Genomic DNA, 19,200 nt, shown 5'->3' with positions numbered 1-19,200 from the left:
GCCAGACTTTTCTGGCGCAATGACTCGATGATTCCAAAACCGACGCCTCCCCGCCGCCCCCGCTGGCGCAGCCTCGCCCTGCTGGCCGTGTGCCTGACGCCGCTGCTGTGGCCACTGCACCACCTGGCCGAGCGCTACTATCAGGACCAGCTGGCCTCGCAGAACCGCCAGACTCTCGACCTGTACGTCGCCAACCTGCTCGGCACCCTGCACCGCTACGAGGTATTGCCGCAGATTCTCGGCGACCTGCCGGCGCTGCGTGGAGCCCTGGCCGACCCGTTCAAGCTCGAGGCGGTGACCAACGCCAACCGCCTGCTCAAGGACATCACCCACCAGACCGGTGCCGAGGTGATGTACCTGATGGACGTCAGCGGCAATACCCTGGCGGCGTCCAACTGGGACAAGCAAGACAGCTTCGTTGGCCGCAACTTCGCCTTCCGCCCGTACTTCAACGAGGCCATGGCCGGGCGCCTGGGGCGCTTCTTCGGCCAGGGCACCACCTCGGCCAAGCGCGGCTACTTCTTCGCCGCCGCCGTGCGCGACCGCGAGCGGGTGATCGGCGTGCTGGTGGTCAAGGTCGACCTCGACCACACCGAAACCCTGTGGGGCCGCACCCCCGAGCAATTGCTGCTGACCGACCAGAACGGCGTGGTGGTGCTGACTTCACGCCCGGACTGGCGTTTTCGCGCCACCCGCGAGCTGACCGATGCCGAACGCCAGGCGATCATCGCCATCCAGCCCTACCCGACCCAGGCCCCGCAGCCGCTGACCCTGCCCGCCGATGCCTGGATCACCCAGACCCGCGACATCAAGGAAACCGGCTGGCAGGTGAGCATCCTCGCCCCGCGCATCCTGGTCGACCGCTCGGTGCAAACGGTGATGGCCATCGGCGCCGGCGCCCTGCTGGTGGCCATGCTGCTGGCCGGCCTGGTGATGCAGCGCCGGCGCCACTACATCGACCGTATCGACTTCGAAGCCCATGCCCGGCAAGAGCTGGAAAAACGCGTGGCCGAACGTACCGCCGCCCTCGAAGGCCTCAATACCCGCCTGAAAAGCGCGGTGCTGGAGCGCGAGAACGCCCAGCAGGAGCTGGTACGCGCCCAGGACGAACTGGTGCAGGCCGGCAAGCTGTCGGTGCTGGGCACCATGTCGGCGAGCATCAGCCACGAGCTCAACCAGCCGTTGGCGGCGATCCGCAGCTACGCCGAAAACGCCGAGATTCTGCTCGACCATGAGCGCACCGAGGATGTGCGCGGCAACCTCAAGCTGATCGGCGAGCTGACCGGGCGCATGGCCTCGATCATCGCCCACCTGCGCGCCTTTGCCCGTCGCGACCGCCACGCCCCCGAAAGCGTGGCCCTGCAACCGGCGCTGGACGACGCCCTGGCGCTGCTGGCCAAGCGCCGCCGGGCGATGGCGGTGGAGCTGGTGCGCGACCTGCCCGAGGCCACCTTGTGGGTGCAGGCCGGCGAAACCCGCCTGCGCCAGGTGCTGGGCAACCTGCTGGCCAACGCCCTGGACGCCCTCACCGAAAAAGCCAACCCGCGCAAGCTGTGGCTGAGTGCCGAGCGCGTCGAGGACTGCGTCTACCTGTACATCCGCGACAACGGCCCGGGCTTCAGCCGCCAGGCCCTGGAGCACGCCAAGGAGCCGTTCTTCACCACCAAGACCCGCACCCAGGGCCTGGGCCTGGGCCTGGCCATCTGCGAAAGCCTGATGCGCGCCCTGGGCGGTGAACTGCTGCTGGCCAACCACCCGGAAGGCGGCGCCCTGCTGACCCTGCAACTGCGCGTGGCCACGCCCGGCGCCAACCTGCAATCTTCGGAGGACACCTCGGCATGACCGAGACACTGATCGACAGCCGCGCCCAGGTAGTCCTGGTCGATGACGACCCGCACCTGCGCCAGGCCCTGAGCCAGACCCTCGACCTGGCCGGGCTCAAGGTGGTGACGCTGGCCGACGCCCAGGGCCTGGCCGGGCGCATCGAGGCCGACTGGCCGGGGGTGGTGGTCAGCGATATCCGCATGCCGGGCATCGACGGCCTGCAACTGCTGGAGCAACTGCATGCCCGCGACAGCGAGCTGCCGGTGCTGCTGATCACCGGCCATGGCGATGTACCGCTGGCGGTGCAGGCCATGCGCGCCGGGGCCTATGATTTTCTCGAAAAACCCTTTGCCACCGATGCCCTGCTGGACAGCGTGCGCCGCGCCCTGGCCCTGCGCCGGCTGGTGCTGGACAACCGCAGCCTGCGCCTGGCCCTGAGCGACCGCCAGCAGCTGGCCACCCGCCTGGTGGGCCAGTCGCCGTCGATGCAGCGCCTGCGCGAGCAGATCGGCGCGCTGGCCGGTACCCGCGCCGATGTGCTGATCCTCGGCGAGACCGGTGCCGGCAAGGAGGTGGTGGCCCGCGCCCTGCACGACTTGTCGAGCCGCCGTGACGGGCCGTTCGTGGCGATCAACGCCGGAGCCCTGGCCGAGTCGGTGGTCGAAAGCGAGCTGTTCGGCCATGAGCCCGGAGCCTTCACCGGCGCGCAAAAGCGGCGCATCGGCAAGTTCGAGTTCGCCAACGGCGGCACGCTGTTCCTCGACGAAATCGAGAGCATGAGCCTGGACGTGCAGGTGAAGCTGCTGCGCCTGCTGCAGGAGCGGGTGGTCGAGCGCCTGGGCGGCAACCAGTTGATCCCGCTGGATATCCGCATCATCGCCGCCACCAAGGAAGACCTGCGCCACTCGGCCGACCAGGGGCGCTTCCGTGCCGACCTTTACTACCGCCTGAACGTTGCGCCGCTGCGCATTCCGGCCCTGCGCGAGCGCGGTGACGACATTCTGGTGCTGTTCCAGCACTTCGCCGATGCCGCCAGCCAGCGCCACGGCCTGCCCCCGCACAGCCTGCAACCGGCCCAGCGCGCGCTGCTGCTGCGCCACGACTGGCCAGGCAACGTGCGCGAGCTGCAAAACGCCGCCGAGCGCTTCGCCCTGGGCTTGGAGCTGGCCCTCGATGGCCAGGCCCCGGCGGCCAGCGCACAGGTGCAGCTACCCGTACCCAGCGGCAACCTCAGCGAGCAGGTCGAGCAGTTCGAGCGCTCGCTGATCGCCGCCGAACTGGCCCAGCCGCACAGCTCGATGCGCAGCCTTGCCGAGGCCCTGGGCATCCCGCGCAAGACCCTGCACGACAAGCTGCGCAAGCATGGCCTGAACTTCGACGGCGCCAGCGGCGGGCACGACGAGCATGAGGAACCGCGCCCATGAGCCGCGACAACCAGTACCTGCAAGCCGTGCTGCACAGCGATATCCCCCTGACCCGCGAGATGGGCATGCAGGTGCTCGACTGGCACGGGCAATGCCTGCGCCTGCAATTGCCGCTGGCGCCCAACGTCAACCACAAGAGCACCATGTTCGGCGGCAGCCTGTACTGCGGCGCGGTGCTGGCGGGCTGGGGCTGGCTGCACCTGAGGTTGCGCGAGCTGGGTATCGATGACGGGCATATCGTCATCCAGGAGGGGCAGATCAGTTACCCGTTGCCGGTGACCGGCACGGCGGTGGCGCGCTGCCCGGCGCCGGACGAGAAAGCCTGGGAGCGCTTCCTGGCGATGTACCAGCGTCGCGGACGGGCGCGGCTGACGCTGGAGACGACGGTGAGCAACGAAGGCAGTGACGAGCCGGCGGTGAAGTTCAGCGGGCAGTACGTGTTGCATCGTTGAGGGGTGTGTTGCCTGCCCAAAGCCTAGCGCCGGCAAGCGGGCTCTCAGGGAACAACAGATTACTCATTGTTTTAGCAGGGTCCTGTGAGACCGGGTTTACCCGCGAACACCGGCGAAGCCGGTGCCATCTACCGCGGCGCCTGCTTCGCGGCTAAAGCCGCTCCCACAGGGATCGCATAGCCTTCAAACCTGCGCCGTACTTGTAGGAGCCGGCTTGCCGGCGATCGGGCCTCAGGCGTCGATCGCGAGAGCCAGCGCCACCAACGCCTGCCGCCACCCGGCAGCAGCCGGCAAGGCCAGGAAGAACGGGTTGAGCAACGATTCGCGCGGCGGGTAGCGGAATGCCTGCCCGTCCAAACCAATCACCTCGCCCCCGGCACCCTCCAGCACCCCTTGCGCAGCGGCGGTATCCCACTGTGAAGTCGGCGCCAGGCGCGGGTAGCAATCGGCACTGCCTTCGGCCAGCAGGCAGAACTTCAGCGAGCTGCCGATATTGGCAAGCTCAAGCTCACCCACCGCCGCACCAAGGCCGGCCAGCAGGGCCTCCTGCTGCGGGCTGGAGTGGCGACGGCTGGCAACCACAGTGAAGCGGCCATCGGCCGGTGGCGCGGTGCGCACCTGAATCGGCTGCGCAGGGCTATCGGCATCGCGGCGCCAGGCGCCCAGCTCACGCCCGCCAAAGTAGCAGCGGCCATTGGTCGGCATCGCCACCACACCGAACACCACCTCGCCGTTCTCGACCAACGCAATGTTGACGGTGAACTCCTTGCTGCCGGCGATGAACTCCTTGGTGCCGTCCAGCGGGTCTACCAGCCACCAACGCTGCCAGCCTTCGCGCACGGCCTGCGGGATGTCGCAATCTTCTTCAGACAGCACCGGGATATGCGGCGCCAGCGCCAGCAGGCCATCGGCAATGACTCGGTGTGCGGCCAGGTCGGCGGCGGTCACCGGGGAATCGTCGGCTTTATTGGTCACCGCCACGTCAGCGCGCCAGAACGGCAAGATCGCCTCGCCGGCCAGTTGGGCGAGCTTGACCACCTCGTGCAGCAATTGCAGGTCGTTCATGCGCTGAGCACCCCGCGCTGGATCAGCAGGTCGCGGGCCAGGTACAGCGCCGCCAGGGCGCGGCCTTCGGTGAACTGCGGGTGCATGGCCAGGGCCGAGAGCTCGCGCAGGTTGACCTTGTCGACCCGCATCGGCTCGGGCTCATCGCCCTCCAGGCGCTCCTCGTACAGGTCGGTGGCCAGCACCACCTGGATCTTCTGGCTCATGTAGCCGGGCGACAGCGAAAGCTCGGTCAGGTGCTCCAGCTGGCGGGCGCCGAAGCCTGCTTCTTCCTTGAGTTCGCGGTCGGCGGCAGCCAGCACGTCCTCGCCCGGCTCGATCAGGCCCTTGGGCAGCGACAGCTCGTACTCGTCGGTACCGCCGCAGTATTCTTCCACCAGCACCGCATGCTCGGCATCGAGCATGGCGACGATCATCACCGCGCCATAGCCGTTGCCGCGCCCCACCAGCCGTTCATAAGTGCGCTCCGTGCCGTTGGAGAAGCGCAACTGCACCGCCTCGACCCGGAACAGGCGGCTGCTGGCGACGATTTCGCGGCTGAGGACGGTGGGTTTCTGGCGCATGGGGCAGCTCCTTGGCGTGAACGGGTTACTATACCGTGGCTTGCCGACCGATCGAGAGTTTCCCATGCCTGTTCTTCCCTGGTCCGCCATCGACACCGTGTTGCTCGACATGGACGGTACCCTGCTCGACCTGCACTACGACAACCGCTTCTGGCTGGAGCACCTGCCCCAGCGCTATGCCGAGCTGCACGGGGTGAGCCGGGCCATGGCCGAAATGGAGCTGCAGCCGCTGTTCGAGCAGCATGCCGGCACCCTCAACTGGTACTGCCTGGACTTCTGGAGCCGCGAGCTGCGCCTGCCGATCCGCGAGCTCAAGCAGGAAATCGCCGAGTTGATCGCCCTGAAGCCCGACGCCGACACCTTCCTGGCGGCCATTCGCCAGGCCGGCAAGCGCGTGGTGATGATCACCAACGCGCACCGCGATTCGCTGTCGCTGAAGCTGGAGCGTGTAGAGCTGGCGCCGTACTTCGAGCGCCTGATCAGCTCGCACGATTACGGCTTCCCGAAAGAGAGCCCGCAGTTCTGGGATGCGTTGCAAGCAGACATCGGCTTCGACCCGGCGCGCAGCCTGTTCATCGATGACACCCTGGCGATCTTGCGCAGCGCGCAGCGTTTTGGGGTGGGGCATCTGTTGGCGGTGAGGCAGCCGGATAGCCGGGGGGCCGTTCGCGATACCCAAGAGTTTGCGGCGGTGGAGGATTACCGGGAGCTTTTGGCTGGCTTGTAATGGCCCTTTCGCGGGCAAGCCCGCTCCCACAGGTGCTCCACCAACCTTGAGAGTTGTGCAGTACCTGTGGGAGCGGGCTTGCCCGCGAAGAATCCATCACAACAAGTAACGATCAATCCGGAATACGCAACACCTGCCCCGGGTAGATCTTGTCCGGGTGCTTGAGCATCGGTTTGTTGGCTTCGAAGATCTTGTTGTACTGCCCGGCATTGCCATACACCACCACTGCGATCGCCGACAGCGTGTCACCCTTTTTCACGGTCACGAAGCGCGCCGCCGCCACGACCGGCCCGGTCACGGTGATCTGGTCCTCGACCGAGGCCACCCCGGCGATGTTGCCGGCCGCGAGGATGATCTTCTCCTTCTCCTCCTGGCTGGCCACCTCGCCCTTGAGGATGACCTTGTCACCCTCTACAGTGGCGCTGATGTTCGGGTTGCCCAGCCCGACGCTCTCGACGTGCTTCTTCAACTGTTCTTCGGCATTGGCGTTGCCGGGGGTCAGCAGGTCGATCAACTTCTCGCCGGCTTCCTTTACGAAACTGAACAGGCTCATGTGGCGCTCCCTGGATGCTGGATCAATGGAAGCAGAAGTCTAGGCCAGACTGGCCGAACCCGCCCCACTGCGACCAATCGACGCGGTCTATCAAGGCATAGACCCTAGCGATTAGACGCGCGCCCCCTGGCGGCCTAGGCTGGTGCTATCAAATAGCCGCCGGTCACTTCGCCCGATGCAAAGCAAACCCCCGGTCTGCGCAGCCTCCACGCCACTGGCCCTGCCCGCTGCCAGCAACACCTACGACTACGTGCAGCTCGACGATGCTGAGCGCAGCAGCACGCCGCTGGCCGAGGAAGTGGCCCTGGCCATCGTCTACAACGGCCTCAACCAGGCGGTGATGCTGGTCAGCCCCACCGACCTCGAAGACTTTGCCGTGGGTTTCAGCGTGGGCAGCGGCATCGTCGGCAGCACCGACGAAATCTATGACGTGAAGCTGTCCGGCAGCGGTTCGGCGTTGTACGCCGACCTGGAAATCTCCAGCCGCGCCTTCTGGAACCTCAAGGACCAGCGCCGCCAGCTGGCCGGCACCAGTGGCTGCGGCCTGTGCGGTGTCGAGGCCCTGGAGCAGGCCCTGCCGGAGCTGAACGTGCTGCCCGGCGCGCCCCTGCCACCGGTGCATTGGCTCAAGGACCTGCGCCAGCGCATCGATGCCTTCCAGCCCCTGGGCCAGCACTGCGGCGCGGTACACGCGGCGCTGTTCATGGACCGCGACGGCCAACTGCTGCTGGGCCGCGAGGACATTGGCCGGCACAACGCCCTGGACAAGCTGATCGGCGCCCTGCTGCGCCAGCGCATCGACACTGCCGGGGGCCTGGCCATCGTCACCAGCCGCTGCAGCCTGGAGCTGATCCAGAAAGTGCTGCGCGCCGGTATCCAGACCCTGGTCAGCCTCTCGGCCCCCACCGGCCTTGCCCTGCAGTGGGCGCGCAAGCACAACCTCAACCTCATTCATTTGCCCAAACACAGTGCACCGCGGGTGTTCAGCCCAGCGGCGGAGTAGTAAAAGCCGTGACCTCCTACGAAAAACTGCCGGACAACGCCCCCGCCTCCACCCCTCGCTACCAGCCCTACCCCGGCCCTGCCGGCGGCTGGGGCGCGCTCAAGAGCGTGGCCAAGGCCTGGGTTGGCAGCGACAACGCGCTGAAGAACATCCGCGCCCTGCTCAAGACCAACCAGAACGGCGGCTTCGACTGCCCGGGCTGCGCCTGGGGCGACTCACCCGAAAGCGGCATGGTCAAGTTCTGTGAAAACGGCGCCAAGGCGGTCAACTGGGAAGCCACCAAGCGCCGGGTGGATGCGGCGTTCTTCGCCCGCTACAGCGTCAGCGCGCTGCTCGGGCAGAGCGACTACTGGCTCGAATACCAGGGCCGCCTGACCGAGCCGATGGTCTACGACCCGGCCAGCGACCGCTACCAGCCGATCGCCTGGGACGCCGCCTTTGCGCTGATTGCCGAGCACCTGAACCGCCTCGAATCCCCCGACCAGGCCGAGTTCTACACCTCGGGCCGCGCCAGTAACGAGGCGGCCTACCTGTACCAGCTGTTCGTGCGTGCCTATGGCACCAACAACTTCCCCGACTGCTCGAACATGTGCCACGAGGCCAGCGGCGTGGCCCTGGGCCAGAGCGTCGGGGTGGGCAAGGGCACGGTCACCTATGACGACTTCGAACACGCCGATGCGATCTTCGTCTGGGGCCAGAACCCCGGCACCAACCACCCGCGCATGCTCGACCCGCTGCGCGATGCGGTAAAACGCGGCGCCCAGGTGGTGTGCGTGAACCCGCTGAAAGAACGTGGCTTGGAGCGCTTCCAGCACCCACAAAACCCGCTGGAAATGCTCACCAACAGCGACCGCCCGACCAACACGGCGTTCTTCCGCCCGGCCCTGGGCGGCGACATGGCGCTGCTGCGCGGCATGGCCAAGTTCGTGCTGCAGTGGGAACGTGAAGCCCAGGCCGCAGGCGAGCCGGCGATCTTCGATCACGCCTTCATCGCCGAGCACGGCCATGGGGTCGATGAATACCTGGCAGCGGTCGACGCCACCTCGTGGGAGCAGATCCAGGCGCAGTCGGGCCTGACCCTGGCCGACATCGAGCTGTCGGCGCGCATGTACTGCAAGGGCAAGCGGGTAATCATGTGCTGGGCCATGGGTATCACCCAGCACCGCCACTCGGTGCCGACCATCCAGGAAATCGTCAACCTGCAGATGCTGCGCGGCAACATCGGCGCACCGGGTGCCGGCCTGTGCCCGGTGCGCGGCCACAGCAACGTGCAGGGCGACCGCACCATGGGCATCAACGAGCGCCCGCCGGTGTTCCTGCTCGATGCCATCGAAAAGCGCTTTGGCTTCCAGGTGCCACGCCACAACGGCCATAACACCGTCGAGGCGATCCACGCGATGCTAGAAGGCCGGGCCAAGGTGTTCATCGGGCTGGGCGGCAACTTTGCCCAGGCCACCCCGGACACCGAGCGCACCGCCCAGGCCCTGCGCAACTGCGAGCTGACCGTGCAGATCAGCACCAAGCTCAACCGCAGCCACCTGATCCACGGCAAGCAGGCGCTGATTCTGCCGTGCCTGGGCCGCACCGACATCGACCAGCAGGGCGAAGGCCCGCAGGCAGTGACCGTGGAAGACTCGTTCAGCATGGTTCACGCCTCCAACGGCCAGCTCAAGCCACTGTCGCGGCAGATGCGCTCGGAGCCTGCGGTGGTGGCCGGCATTGCCGCCGCCACCCTGGGCAAGCAACCGGTGGACTGGCACTGGCTGGTGGCCGACTACGCGCGCATCCGCGACCTGATCGCCGACACCATCCCGGGCTTTGCCGACTTCAACCAGCGCCTGGAACTGCCGGGCGGCTTCTACCTGGGCAACAGTGCCGGCAGCCGCCAGTGGAAGACCGCCACCGGCCGCGCCAACTTCAAGGCCAACCTGCTGCCCGACAGTCTGCTGGACGAGCGAGTACGCGCCAGCGGCCAGTTGCCGGACCTGATCATGCAGTCGATGCGCTCTCACGATCAGTACAACACCACCATCTACGGCATGGACGACCGCTATCGCGGGGTACGCGGCCAGCGTGACGTGCTGTTCGCCAACGAGGCCGACATCATCCGCCTGGGCTTCCAGCCGGGGCAGAAGGTCGACATCGTCTCGCTGTGGGGCGACGAGCATGTACGCCGGGTGCATGGTTTCACCCTGCTGGCCTTCGACATACCCGCCGGCCAGGCCGCCGCCTATTACCCCGAGGTGAACCCGCTGGTGCCGCTGGAGAGCATCGGCGACGGCAGCCATACGCCAACTTCAAAGTTCATCGCCATCAAGCTGGAGCGGGCGCGGGACGACGGGCGGATCATCTGAAAGAACAAGGGCCCCATCGCCGGCAAGCTGGCTCCTACAGGCTATGCATTTCCCTGTAGGAGACCACACAGCCCTGTAGGGCTGCGCTGTTGCGCAGAGAACGGGTCTCGCAGATGCGCCACGGTCTCGTGGGAAGCGGCCTTGTGTCGCGATGGGGCGCGAAGCGGCCCCAAGGTCTCGGCCTCATGCAAAATTGCCGGGGCTGCTGCGCAGCCCATCGCGACACAAGGCCGCTTCCCACAGGGACGGTGTTAAATCAATGAGTTGCAGTTTGTTCATGAGAGCCGGCTTGCCGGCGATGGGGCCCTTGCCAGAAACACACAAAAAAAGCCCTGTCCGCAACGGATCAGGGCTTTGTCATAAATACCTCGGACAGCCGATTTTCGAGAAAGTTTCATACATAATTCAATAACTTAGAGAATTGTGTACAACTCGTGCTACTCGTCGGATTTCCGTTGCCAGCCGCCTCGCCCGGCCTCAAATTCCGCCTCGTCATCCATTTGAGGCTCTCTTGATGAAGAAGTACTCCTCGATTCTGTTGTTGTCTTTCAGCTTGCTCAGCGGCGTGGCCATGGCAGGCGGCACCACCGAGGCCGGCATTGGCGGCGCATTGGGTGGGGTACTGGGCTCCGTGGTGGGCAACTCCATCGGTGGCAGCACAGGCGGTGCCATCGGTGCCGGCCTGGGTGGTGCGGCCGGCGGTGCCCTGGGTGCCGACAAGCGCCAGCGTGGCGAGGCCGCCATCGGTGGCGCGCTGGGCGCCGCAGGCGGTAACGTGGTCGGCCGCTCCATAGGCGGTACCACCGGCAGCTACATCGGTGCAGCAGCAGGCGGCGGCGCCGGTGGCGCGCTGGGTAACTACATGGGCAACAAGGCCGACGAAGACGAGCGCCGCGACGACCGCCGCTACCGCCGCGGCTACGACGACCGTCGCCACTACGACCGCGGCCATCACTACGGCCACCGCAAGCACAAGCGCCACTGGCGCGACTGATCGGCCGGTTGTCACGAACGCCTGCGGCGCCCACCGCAGGCGTTTTGCTTAAGTGGCCAGGCACATTGCCACCACACCAATGGCTTAAGCCATACTCCTAACCCTTAAGCGATCTTGCCCCCTACCCTGCGACAAAACGCGACAGCCCGTACTCCGCAGCCACTGGCGCTCTTCTCTGGTTTACCTGACCACTCAATCAAATAAAAGGCGCTCCCCTGGCCAGGCATGCCTGCATGACTTAACGGTCGGATTAAGGGCTGTCCCGATTTTGACGTCAAAAGTCAGCTAGTACCATCTGCGCTCGTAACCTGAAAAAGGCAGCGCAGCGGAATGCGGATGTATCTCGTCATATGGATCGGCACAGCGCTATGCGCCACGGCACTGTTCACCGGCATGCTCTGGCTGGGCCTGTTGGCGCTGGCCGCCATCGTGCTTGCGACCCTGCTGCTGCGCCCCCGCCCGGTGGCCTGCGCCATCCCCGCCCAGGAAAACACGCCGCCTGAGGCCAGCCCTGGCCATCAACACCCGCTGTTACAGCTGCTGCCGCAAGCTGCCGCTGCCTGGACCGACGGCCTGCAACAAAGCCGTTTGCTGGTGGCCGACAACATCGGCGGGCTGCTGGAGCGCTTTGCGGCCATCCACCAACGCCTGGACGCGTCGCTCGATGCTGCCGCCCGCAGCACCGAGCAGGACGGTGTCGGCGACGGCCTGCGCCGCTGCAGCGGGCAACTGCAGCAGGTGACCGACGCCTTTGCCAGCCGCGGCCAACGCCAAAGCGCCGTGCTGCAAAGCATCAGCCACCTGGACAGCTACACCGGCCAGTTGCAGCAGATGGCACGGCATGTCCAGGAAATCGCCAACCAGACCAACCTGCTGGCCCTCAACGCCGCCATCGAAGCGGCCCGCGCCGGCGACTATGGCCGGGGCTTCTCGGTGGTGGCCGACGAAGTGCGCAAACTGTCGCAACTGTCGGCCACCACCGGGCAGTCGATGGACGCCAAGGTCGGCGAAATCAACCACGCCATCCAGACCAGCATCGAATCGGCCGAGGCGCTCAGCGCCCATGACCAGGCAGACCTTGCGCACCTGCAGCAACTGCTCGACGAGGTGATCGAAGGCCTGGGCGGCAACCTCAAGGCCCTCGACCAGGCCTCCAGGGAATTGCAGCAGGACACCCGCACCACCCAACAGGACATCCAGGCGATTCTGGTCAACCTGCAGTTCCAGGACCGCGTGGACCAGGTGCTCGACCATGTCGCCATCGACCTTGGCGAACTGCTGGCCGCCCTCGCGGCCAATGACCCGAAGCTGGCCGACATCGACGCCTGGCTACGCGGCCAGCGCGAGCGCTTCACCACCCGTGAAGAGCGCAGCGGCCAGCACTCCCCGAGCGATGCTGCCGAACTCACCTTCTTCTAACCCTCTCAGGTAACCACGACCATGGCCAAAACCATTCTGATCGTCGACGACTCGGCCTCCATGCGCCAACTGGTGCGCATCAGCCTCGCTGGCGCCGGCCACACCATCATAGAAGCGTGCGACGGGCAGGATGCGCTGGCCAAGCTGACCGGGCAGAAGGTCAACCTGATCATCAGCGACGTGAACATGCCCCGGTTGGACGGCATCGGCCTGGTCAAGGCACTGAAAGCGCGTAGCGAATACCGCTTCACGCCGATCATGATGCTCACCACCGAAAGCGAGCAGAGCAAGAAAGCCGAGGGCCAGGCCGCAGGTGCCAAGGCCTGGATGGTCAAGCCGTTCCAGCCACAGCAGTTACTGGCTGCCGTAGAAAAGCTGGTGGGCTGATGGCCAGCCTCACGCTGCGCCCCGGCACCGAAAACCTGCCTGCGTGCCTGGCCATTGCCGGTGACCTGACCATTTTCGAGGCGCGCGACACCCACACCGCCCTGCTGGCACTGCTGGCCGAACACCCGGGCCCCTGGGCGCTCGACCTCGGTGCGCTGGGCGAGCTCGACAGTGCCGGGCTGCAGTTGCTGCTGGCCTTGGCCAGGCAGTTCGGTGGCGAAGCCCACGCGCTGCAGGTGGTGGCGCTGTCCGAGCAAGCCGCCGCTGTTATTGACCTGTTGCGCCCGACAGAGCTGGCGCTCGACCTCCAAGCTGCCTGCGCAGGATGACCCCATGCTCGACGCACAACAGTGGCAGCAGTTACTCCAGGGTTTTCTCGAAGAAGCCAATGACCTGCTCAGGGAGGCCGAAGACTGCCTGCTGATCCTTGAGCGCAGCCCCGGCGACAGCGAGGCGATCAACGCCTTGTTCCGTTCGGTGCACACCCTCAAGGGCTCGGCCGGGATCTTCTCGCTGGAGCCTCTGGTAGCCCTGGCCCACCAACTGGAAAACCGCCTGATGCAGGTGCGCGACGGCGAGTGCGCGCTCAGTGACAGCCTCACCTCGCTGATGCTGCAGTGCATGGACGAGCTCAATAGCATGGTGCGCAGCATCGACCCGCACAGCGCCACCCTGGCGCCGCATACACCCCGCCAGGCCGAGCTGCTGGCTGCGCTCGAAGCAGCTGACAGCCCCCCGGTACCAGCCGTCGAAAGCCCGGCTGTATGGCAGTTGAGCCTGCGCCTGGATGCTGAACTGCTGCGCAACGGTTTCGACCCCTGCGCGTTCATCCGCTACCTGGCACGGCTGGGCGACCTGCTTGCCGTGCACACGCTGACTGACGCACTGCCCCCGCTCGAGCAGATGGACCCCGAGCAGTGCTACCTGGATTTCGACATCACCCTGAGCACCCTCGCCAGCCGCGAGGAGCTGCAAGAGGTGTTCAGCCTCGCCGATGGGTTTTACCAACTGAGCCTGGCCTGCCAGACAGCGCCCGAGGCACTGCCCGAAATAGCGCTTGCAAGCCTGCCTGCGCAAACGTTGTCATCCACCCAGGCCGCTGAAGAGCCGCGCACGGTTCATGCCGCCAGCGGCCTGGTGAAGGTTGCGGCGCACAAGCTCGACGAGCTGATCAACCTGGTCGGCGAGTTGGTCATCAGCACCGCCGGTGCGCACATGCAGGCCATGCACAGCGGTGACAGCGACTGCATCGAGCGGGTGCAGGCGGTGCACCAGCATGTCGAGCAGATCCGCGAGCGCGCCTTGAAGCTGCGCATGGTCGAAATCGGCGAAACCTTCAATCGCTTCCACCGGGTCGTGCGTGACGTCAGCCTGACGTTGAACAAGCAGATCCAGCTGCACCTGCATGGCGGCGACACCGAGCTGGACAAGACGCTGATCGACCGCATCGCCGACCCGCTGATCCACCTGGTGCGCAACGCCATCGACCACGGCATCGAAGGCGCCGAGGAACGCCTGGCCGCCGGCAAGCCGGCGCAGGGCAACCTGAGCCTGCGGGCCGGCCATGACTCGGGGATGATCGTGCTGGAAATCCAGGACGACGGGCGCGGCCTGAACACCGCCAGAATCCGCGAAAAAGCCATTGCCCGCGGCATGCTCGATGCCGACAGCCTGCTGCCGGACAGCGATATCCACATGCTCATCTTCGAGGCCGGTTTTTCCACCGCCGAACAGGTGTCCAACCTGTCCGGGCGCGGGGTCGGCATGGATGTGGTGCGCAGCGCCATCGACGAGCTGCGCGGCACCATCGAAATCGAGTCGGCGCAGGGCCAGGGCTGCCTGTTCCGCATCCGCCTGCCGCTGACCCTGGCGATCATCGATGGCTTTCTGGTGGGGGCCGGCCTTGAGCGCTTCGTCATCCCGCTGGACATGGTCACCGAGTGCATGGAGGCCCCTTCAGATACCAGCGGGCCGCTCAACCTGCGCGGCAAGCCGCTGCCGTGCATCGACCTGACCACGCATTTTGCGCTGGGCGTGCCACCGGCCAGCCGGCGCAACATCGTGGTGGTCAGCCAGGGCCGGCAACAGGTCGGCCTGATCGTCGACCGCCTGTATGGCGAGCTGCAAACCGTGATCAAACCGCTCGGGCAGTTGTTTCGCCACCTCAATGGCATCAGTGGCTCGACCATCCTCGGTTCAGGCCAGGTGGCGCTGATCCTCGACATCGCCAGCCTGTTCCGCGACCTGCAACAGCGCAACGAACCCAAGCATCGCCCCTCGGCGGCGATGACAACCCTTTCCGGAGACGAGACATGCAGTGGATCAGCAACATGAAAATCGGGGCACGCCTGACCCTGGGTTTCATCGTGGTAGTGGCGCTCACCGCCATCATCGGCCTCATCGGGATTCGTAACCTGGACCAGGTCGACCAGCTCTCGGACCGCATGTTCGACGTCGATATCCAGGGCCTGAGCACCCTGCAAAACGCCAATATCCAGCTGGTCACCGCCGGGCGCTCGCTGCGCCAGAGCCTGCTGGCGGTATCCCGCGAGGAGCGCGACAAAGCAGCGGCTGATACCCGCGCGGCCCTGGACAAGACCCGTGAGCAACTGCTCAAGGCCAAGGACTACCACCTGACGCCCGAGGGCAAGGCCAGCGTCGACAACATCACCACGCGCCTGCAGGACTACGTCAACGCCGCCACCCTGCTGCTCGCCACCCACCAGCAGTCTGGCGAGCTGCAAATCAGCAGCCCGACCCTCGAACTGCTGCCACGGGTCATCGCCGCGGCAACCGAGCTGGACCAACTGCTGGGCACGGCCAGCCAGACCAAGCAGGACCGGGCGGGCGAAGCCAACAACGACATCACCGCAATTGCCGATAGTTCGCGGGTGCAGATGATCACCCTGGTCGCGGTCGCCACCCTGGCCGGCTTGTTGATCGGCGTGCTGGTGACCCGCAGCATCACCCGCCCGCTCAGTGGCGCGGTGCTGGCCGCCGACCGCATGGCCGCCGGCGACCTGAGCCACGACCTGGTGGTCAACCGCCGCGACGAAACCGGGCAATTGCTGGGCTCGATGCAGAACATGACGGTGCGCCTGCGCAGCATCCTCGGTGATGTGCGCAGCGCCGCCGATGCGCTGTCGTCGGCCTCGGCCGAAGTCAGCTCGACCTCCCAGTCGCTCAGCCAGGCCGCCAGCGAACAGGCCGCCAGCGTCGAGCAGACCAGCGCCTCGATCGAGCAGATGTCGGCCTCCATCGCCCAGAACACCGAAAGCGCCAAGCTCACCGACGACATCGCCGGCAAGGCCGCCAACGATGCCGGCCAGGGCGGCACTGCAGTCGGCGACACGGTGCTGGCAATGAAGCAGATCGCCGACAAGATCGGCATCATCGATGACATCGCCTACCAGACCAACCTGCTGGCCCTCAACGCGGCCATCGAAGCCGCACGCGCCGGCGAGCACGGCAAGGGCTTCGCGGTGGTAGCCGCAGAAGTGCGCAAGCTGGCCGAACGCAGCCAGATCGCCGCCCAGGAAATCGGCCAAGTGGCCTCCAGCAGCGTGCAACTGGCCGAAAAGGCCGGCGTGCTGCTGGGCGAAATCGTCCCCAACATTCAGCGCACCTCCGACCTTGTGCAGGAAATCACTGCAGCGTCCCAGGAGCAAAGCAGCGCAGCCGGCCAGGTCAACATCGCCATGGGCCAGATGAACCAGATCACCCAGCAGAACGCCTCGGCCTCCGAAGAGCTGGCCGCCACCGCCGAGGAAATGAACGCCCAGGCCGGGCAGTTGCAGGAACTGATCGCCTTCTTCCGCTTCCAACAGGACGGCTTGGCGCGCCTGCAACGGCCCGTCGAGCCGCTGCCCGAGCCGCTGCACGCCATGCGCAAGGCCAGCCTGGACGACCACCAGTTCGTCAATTTCTCCTGACCGGAGCGTGCCATGACCGCACTGCAAGCCTCGTTCGGCAACCTGGCCGAAGCCCAATGCATCCAGCACCTGAGCTTTCGGGTGCGCCAGGCCGGCTACGCCCTGCCCATCGACCTGGTGCGCGAGATCATCGAGTACGCCGAAGTTACCCGGGTACCAATGATGCCGGAGTACATCCACGGGGTGATCAACCTGCGCGGCAACGTCGTCCCGGTGCTGGACCTTGCGGCGCGCTTTGGCCTGAGCCGCACCGCGCCGGGCAAACGCACCTGTATCGTGATCACCGAGCTGGCCCTGGAAGACACCAGCCAGCGGCTCGGCCTGGTGGTCGATGCCGTGGACGCCGTGCATGACATCGACACCCGCCAGGTACTGCCACCACCGCCCTTCGGTGCGCAGATCCGCGTCGACTTCATTGCCGGCATGGCCCAGCAGGAGCAGGGTTTTCTGATCATTCTCAACCTGCTGCAGGTGCTGTCGACCCAGGACCTGCTGGATCTGGCCCAGGCCAGGGCGGCAGACTGACCCATGCTCAGCCTGCCCAAGCTTGGCGAAGCCCAGTTCAAGCAATTGCAACGCCTGATGCAGGAAGCCTCGGGCATTCACCTGGCCAGCAACAAGCGCACGCTGGTGGCCGGGCGCCTGATGCGCCGCCTGCGGCACTTTCAGTTCACCAACTACGACCAGTATCTGGCGCTGATCGCCGAGCCGGCCCACCAGCGCGAGCGCCGCCTGGTGGTGGACTTGCTGACCACCAACGAAACCTACTTCTTTCGCGAGCACCCGCACTTCGAGTTTCTCGGCCAGTGGCTGGCCAAGCAGCGCGCGCCGGTGCGCCTGTGGAGTGCGGCCTGCTCATCGGGCGAGGAGCCCTACAGCCTGGCCATGGTGGCCGCCGAACACCTGGGCGGTGAATGGTCGGTGCTGGCCAGCGACCTCAGCCAAAGCATGCTGGCGCTGGCCGAGCGCGGCATCTACAGCATGGAGCAGAGCCGCTACTTCCCCGATGGCTGGCTGCGCCGCCATGCCCAGTGCGGTGTCGGCGACATGGAGGGGCGTATGCGCATCCAGGCCAACCTGCGCTCGCGGGTGCGCTTTCGCGAGGTCAATGTGGTTCGGCCACTGCCCGAAGACCTGGGCACCTTCGACGTGATTTTTCTGCGTAACCTGCTGATCTACTTCGAGCCTGCGCAAAAGCAGGAGATCGTCCGGCGGATCGTCGGGCAACTGCGCGTGGGCGGGCTGTTGTTCATCGGCCACGCCGAAAGCATTCACGGCTTCGACCTGCCCTTGCGCCTGGCGCAGCCATCGGTGTTCGAGCGGGTATGAGTACACGAGGCAAGGAGCCGATCCGCGTCTTCATCGTCGATGACTCGGCACTGGTGCGCCAGGTGCTCACGCAACTGCTGGAGAAACACCCGCACATTCGCGTCATCGGCATGGCCGCCGACCCGCTGTACGCTATCGACAAGCTACGCAAGGACTGGCCCGACGTGCTGATCCTCGACCTCGAAATGCCGCGTATGGACGGGCTGACCTTTCTGCGCCAGGTAATGAGCGAGCGCGCCACGCCAACCATCATCTGCTCAAGCCTGGCCGAGCCCGGTACGGCGCTGGTCGAGCAGGCCCTGAAGGCCGGTGCGGCCGGCATCTTCACCAAGGCCCGGCTGGGCTTGCGCAAGGCCCTCGAAGACCTCGAGGGCGAGCTTGTGAGCAGTGTCGAGAATGCCGCGCGTGTGCTGCCGGCACGCGCACCTGCCAACAAGCCAAAGGACGAAAAAAAAACTGCGGCCGCTGCGACGTATGGGCTCAAAAGCTGTGAGCGAATCGTTACACTTGGCTGTTCGACAGGCGGCACCCTGGCGCTGGAGTACATTCTCAGACGCTTGCCAGGCAACTGCCCCGGCATTGTGATCGTTCAACACATGCCAGAGAAGTTCACCGCCGATTTTGCCCGCAGGCTCAACAGCCTCTGCCAGATCGAAGTACGCGAAGCCAGGCACCTGGACCGTGTGCAGAGCGGGTTGGCACTGCTCGCTCCCGGCGGCCTGCACATGCAGCTCAAGCGCAGCGGTTCGCAGTTTCTGGTCGAAGTGATCGATGGCCCTGCGGTCAATCGCCACAAGCCTTCAGTAGACGTTTTGTTTCGCTCCGCTGCGCGCCATGCAGGCAGCCAGGCGCTGGGCATCATCATGACCGGAATGGGTGATGACGGCGCACGCGGCTTGCTCGCCATGCGTGAACACGGCGCCTGTACCGTTGCCCAGGACGAAGCCAGCTGCGTGGTTTTCGGCATGCCCAAGGAAGCCATCAGGATGGGGGCGGCGCAGCAGGTCGAGCCGCTGCAGCGTTTGCCTGCGGTGATCTGCCAGTTTGCCGAACCTGCAGGCCAGGAATGACAGGGGCGGCGCCATACCGAACGTTCAACCGACTGTTGCCAAGGGAACCCGGGCACACCACAAGCGAGCGCAACCCCACCGGCTGTGCGCAGTGCAGCCGCCAG

18 protein-coding genes are annotated in these 19,200 nt (G+C 65.9%); 15 read left to right on the top strand and 3 right to left on the bottom strand.

Annotation, left to right across the window (positions count from 1 at the left end):
• Positions 1-27: 27 nt before the first annotated feature.
• The 3 genes from KSS93_RS03435 to KSS93_RS03425 are packed head-to-tail and all read left to right on the top strand — an operon-like array spanning position 28 to position 3,700.
• The gene (locus tag KSS93_RS03435; protein ID WP_217887153.1) at positions 28-1,842 is read left to right on the top strand and encodes a sensor histidine kinase; all 1,815 of its coding nucleotides are present in this window, start codon (positions 28-30) and stop codon (positions 1,840-1,842) included.
• Positions 1,839-3,248: a sigma-54-dependent transcriptional regulator gene (locus KSS93_RS03430; protein ID WP_217887152.1), complete on the top strand. Its 1,410-nt coding sequence runs from the start codon at positions 1,839-1,841 to the stop codon at positions 3,246-3,248. The genes KSS93_RS03435 and KSS93_RS03430 overlap by 4 nt, the downstream gene beginning before the upstream one ends.
• Entirely contained in the window at positions 3,245-3,700 is a 456-nt protein-coding gene (locus tag KSS93_RS03425; protein WP_217887151.1) for a thioesterase domain-containing protein, read from the top strand. The genes KSS93_RS03430 and KSS93_RS03425 overlap by 4 nt, the downstream gene beginning before the upstream one ends.
• 231 nt (positions 3,701-3,931) lie before the next feature.
• Here KSS93_RS03425 and cysQ read toward each other — a convergent pair whose 3' ends face one another.
• Both cysQ and nudE read right to left on the bottom strand, forming a co-directional pair.
• Entirely contained in the window at positions 3,932-4,765 is an 834-nt protein-coding gene (gene cysQ / locus KSS93_RS03420) for a 3'(2'),5'-bisphosphate nucleotidase CysQ (protein ID WP_217887150.1), read from the bottom strand.
• A complete protein-coding gene (nudE, locus tag KSS93_RS03415; protein ID WP_217887149.1) occupies positions 4,762-5,328 on the bottom strand; it encodes an ADP compounds hydrolase NudE in 567 nt (188 codons plus the stop codon). The genes cysQ and nudE overlap by 4 nt, the downstream gene beginning before the upstream one ends.
• A gap of 64 nt (positions 5,329-5,392) precedes the next feature.
• Here nudE and yrfG point away from each other — a divergent pair, with 64 nt between their 5' ends.
• Positions 5,393-6,055, top strand: a complete 663-nt coding sequence (gene yrfG, locus KSS93_RS03410) for a GMP/IMP nucleotidase (protein ID WP_217887148.1) — start codon at positions 5,393-5,395, stop codon at positions 6,053-6,055.
• A gap of 112 nt (positions 6,056-6,167) precedes the next feature.
• On the opposite strand, the gene lysM is transcribed toward yrfG, so the two are convergent.
• Complete coding sequence (lysM, locus tag KSS93_RS03405) at positions 6,168-6,608, bottom strand: peptidoglycan-binding protein LysM (protein ID WP_217840815.1); 441 nt, start codon at positions 6,606-6,608, stop codon at positions 6,168-6,170.
• Between the two features lie 175 nt (positions 6,609-6,783).
• Here lysM and fdhD point away from each other — a divergent pair, with 175 nt between their 5' ends.
• The 11 genes from fdhD (at position 6,784) to KSS93_RS03350 (ending at position 19,096) form a co-directional block, all read left to right on the top strand.
• Positions 6,784-7,611, top strand: a complete 828-nt coding sequence (gene fdhD, locus KSS93_RS03400; RefSeq protein ID WP_217887147.1) for a formate dehydrogenase accessory sulfurtransferase FdhD — start codon at positions 6,784-6,786, stop codon at positions 7,609-7,611.
• 8 nt (positions 7,612-7,619) lie between these two features.
• Positions 7,620-9,965: an FdhF/YdeP family oxidoreductase gene (locus tag KSS93_RS03395; RefSeq protein WP_217887146.1), complete on the top strand. Its 2,346-nt coding sequence runs from the start codon at positions 7,620-7,622 to the stop codon at positions 9,963-9,965.
• 514 nt (positions 9,966-10,479) lie between these two features.
• Positions 10,480-10,959, top strand: coding sequence for a YMGG-like glycine zipper-containing protein (locus tag KSS93_RS03390; RefSeq protein WP_217887145.1), 480 nt, complete (start codon positions 10,480-10,482; stop codon positions 10,957-10,959).
• 330 nt (positions 10,960-11,289) lie between these two features.
• Positions 11,290-12,378, top strand: a complete 1,089-nt coding sequence (locus KSS93_RS26625; RefSeq protein WP_217887144.1) for a methyl-accepting chemotaxis protein — start codon at positions 11,290-11,292, stop codon at positions 12,376-12,378.
• A 21-nt stretch (positions 12,379-12,399) separates the two neighbouring features.
• Positions 12,400-12,765, top strand: coding sequence for a response regulator (locus KSS93_RS03380; protein ID WP_217887143.1), 366 nt, complete (start codon positions 12,400-12,402; stop codon positions 12,763-12,765).
• The gene (locus KSS93_RS03375) at positions 12,765-13,094 is read left to right on the top strand and encodes an STAS domain-containing protein (RefSeq protein ID WP_217887142.1); all 330 of its coding nucleotides are present in this window, start codon (positions 12,765-12,767) and stop codon (positions 13,092-13,094) included. The genes KSS93_RS03380 and KSS93_RS03375 overlap by 1 nt, the downstream gene beginning before the upstream one ends.
• 4 nt (positions 13,095-13,098) lie before the next feature.
• A complete protein-coding gene (locus tag KSS93_RS03370; protein WP_217887141.1) occupies positions 13,099-15,099 on the top strand; it encodes a chemotaxis protein CheA in 2,001 nt (666 codons plus the stop codon).
• Positions 15,078-16,697: a methyl-accepting chemotaxis protein gene (locus tag KSS93_RS03365; protein ID WP_217887140.1), complete on the top strand. Its 1,620-nt coding sequence runs from the start codon at positions 15,078-15,080 to the stop codon at positions 16,695-16,697. Before KSS93_RS03370 ends, KSS93_RS03365 begins: the two co-directional genes overlap by 22 nt.
• Positions 16,698-16,709: 12 nt before the next feature.
• Entirely contained in the window at positions 16,710-17,222 is a 513-nt protein-coding gene (locus KSS93_RS03360) for a chemotaxis protein CheW (RefSeq protein ID WP_217887139.1), read from the top strand.
• 3 nt (positions 17,223-17,225) lie between these two features.
• Positions 17,226-18,026: a CheR family methyltransferase gene (locus KSS93_RS03355; RefSeq protein WP_217887138.1), complete on the top strand. Its 801-nt coding sequence runs from the start codon at positions 17,226-17,228 to the stop codon at positions 18,024-18,026.
• Positions 18,023-19,096, top strand: a complete 1,074-nt coding sequence (locus KSS93_RS03350; protein WP_217887137.1) for a protein-glutamate methylesterase/protein-glutamine glutaminase — start codon at positions 18,023-18,025, stop codon at positions 19,094-19,096. The genes KSS93_RS03355 and KSS93_RS03350 overlap by 4 nt, the downstream gene beginning before the upstream one ends.
• The last annotated feature ends 104 nt before the right edge of the window (positions 19,097-19,200 follow it).

Source organism: Pseudomonas xanthosomatis (assembly GCF_019139835.1).
Classification (GTDB): domain Bacteria; phylum Pseudomonadota; class Gammaproteobacteria; order Pseudomonadales; family Pseudomonadaceae; genus Aquipseudomonas; species Aquipseudomonas fakonensis.
The sequence above is the reverse complement of the archived record's forward strand: the minus strand, read 5'-3'. Positions and strand labels throughout refer to the sequence as shown.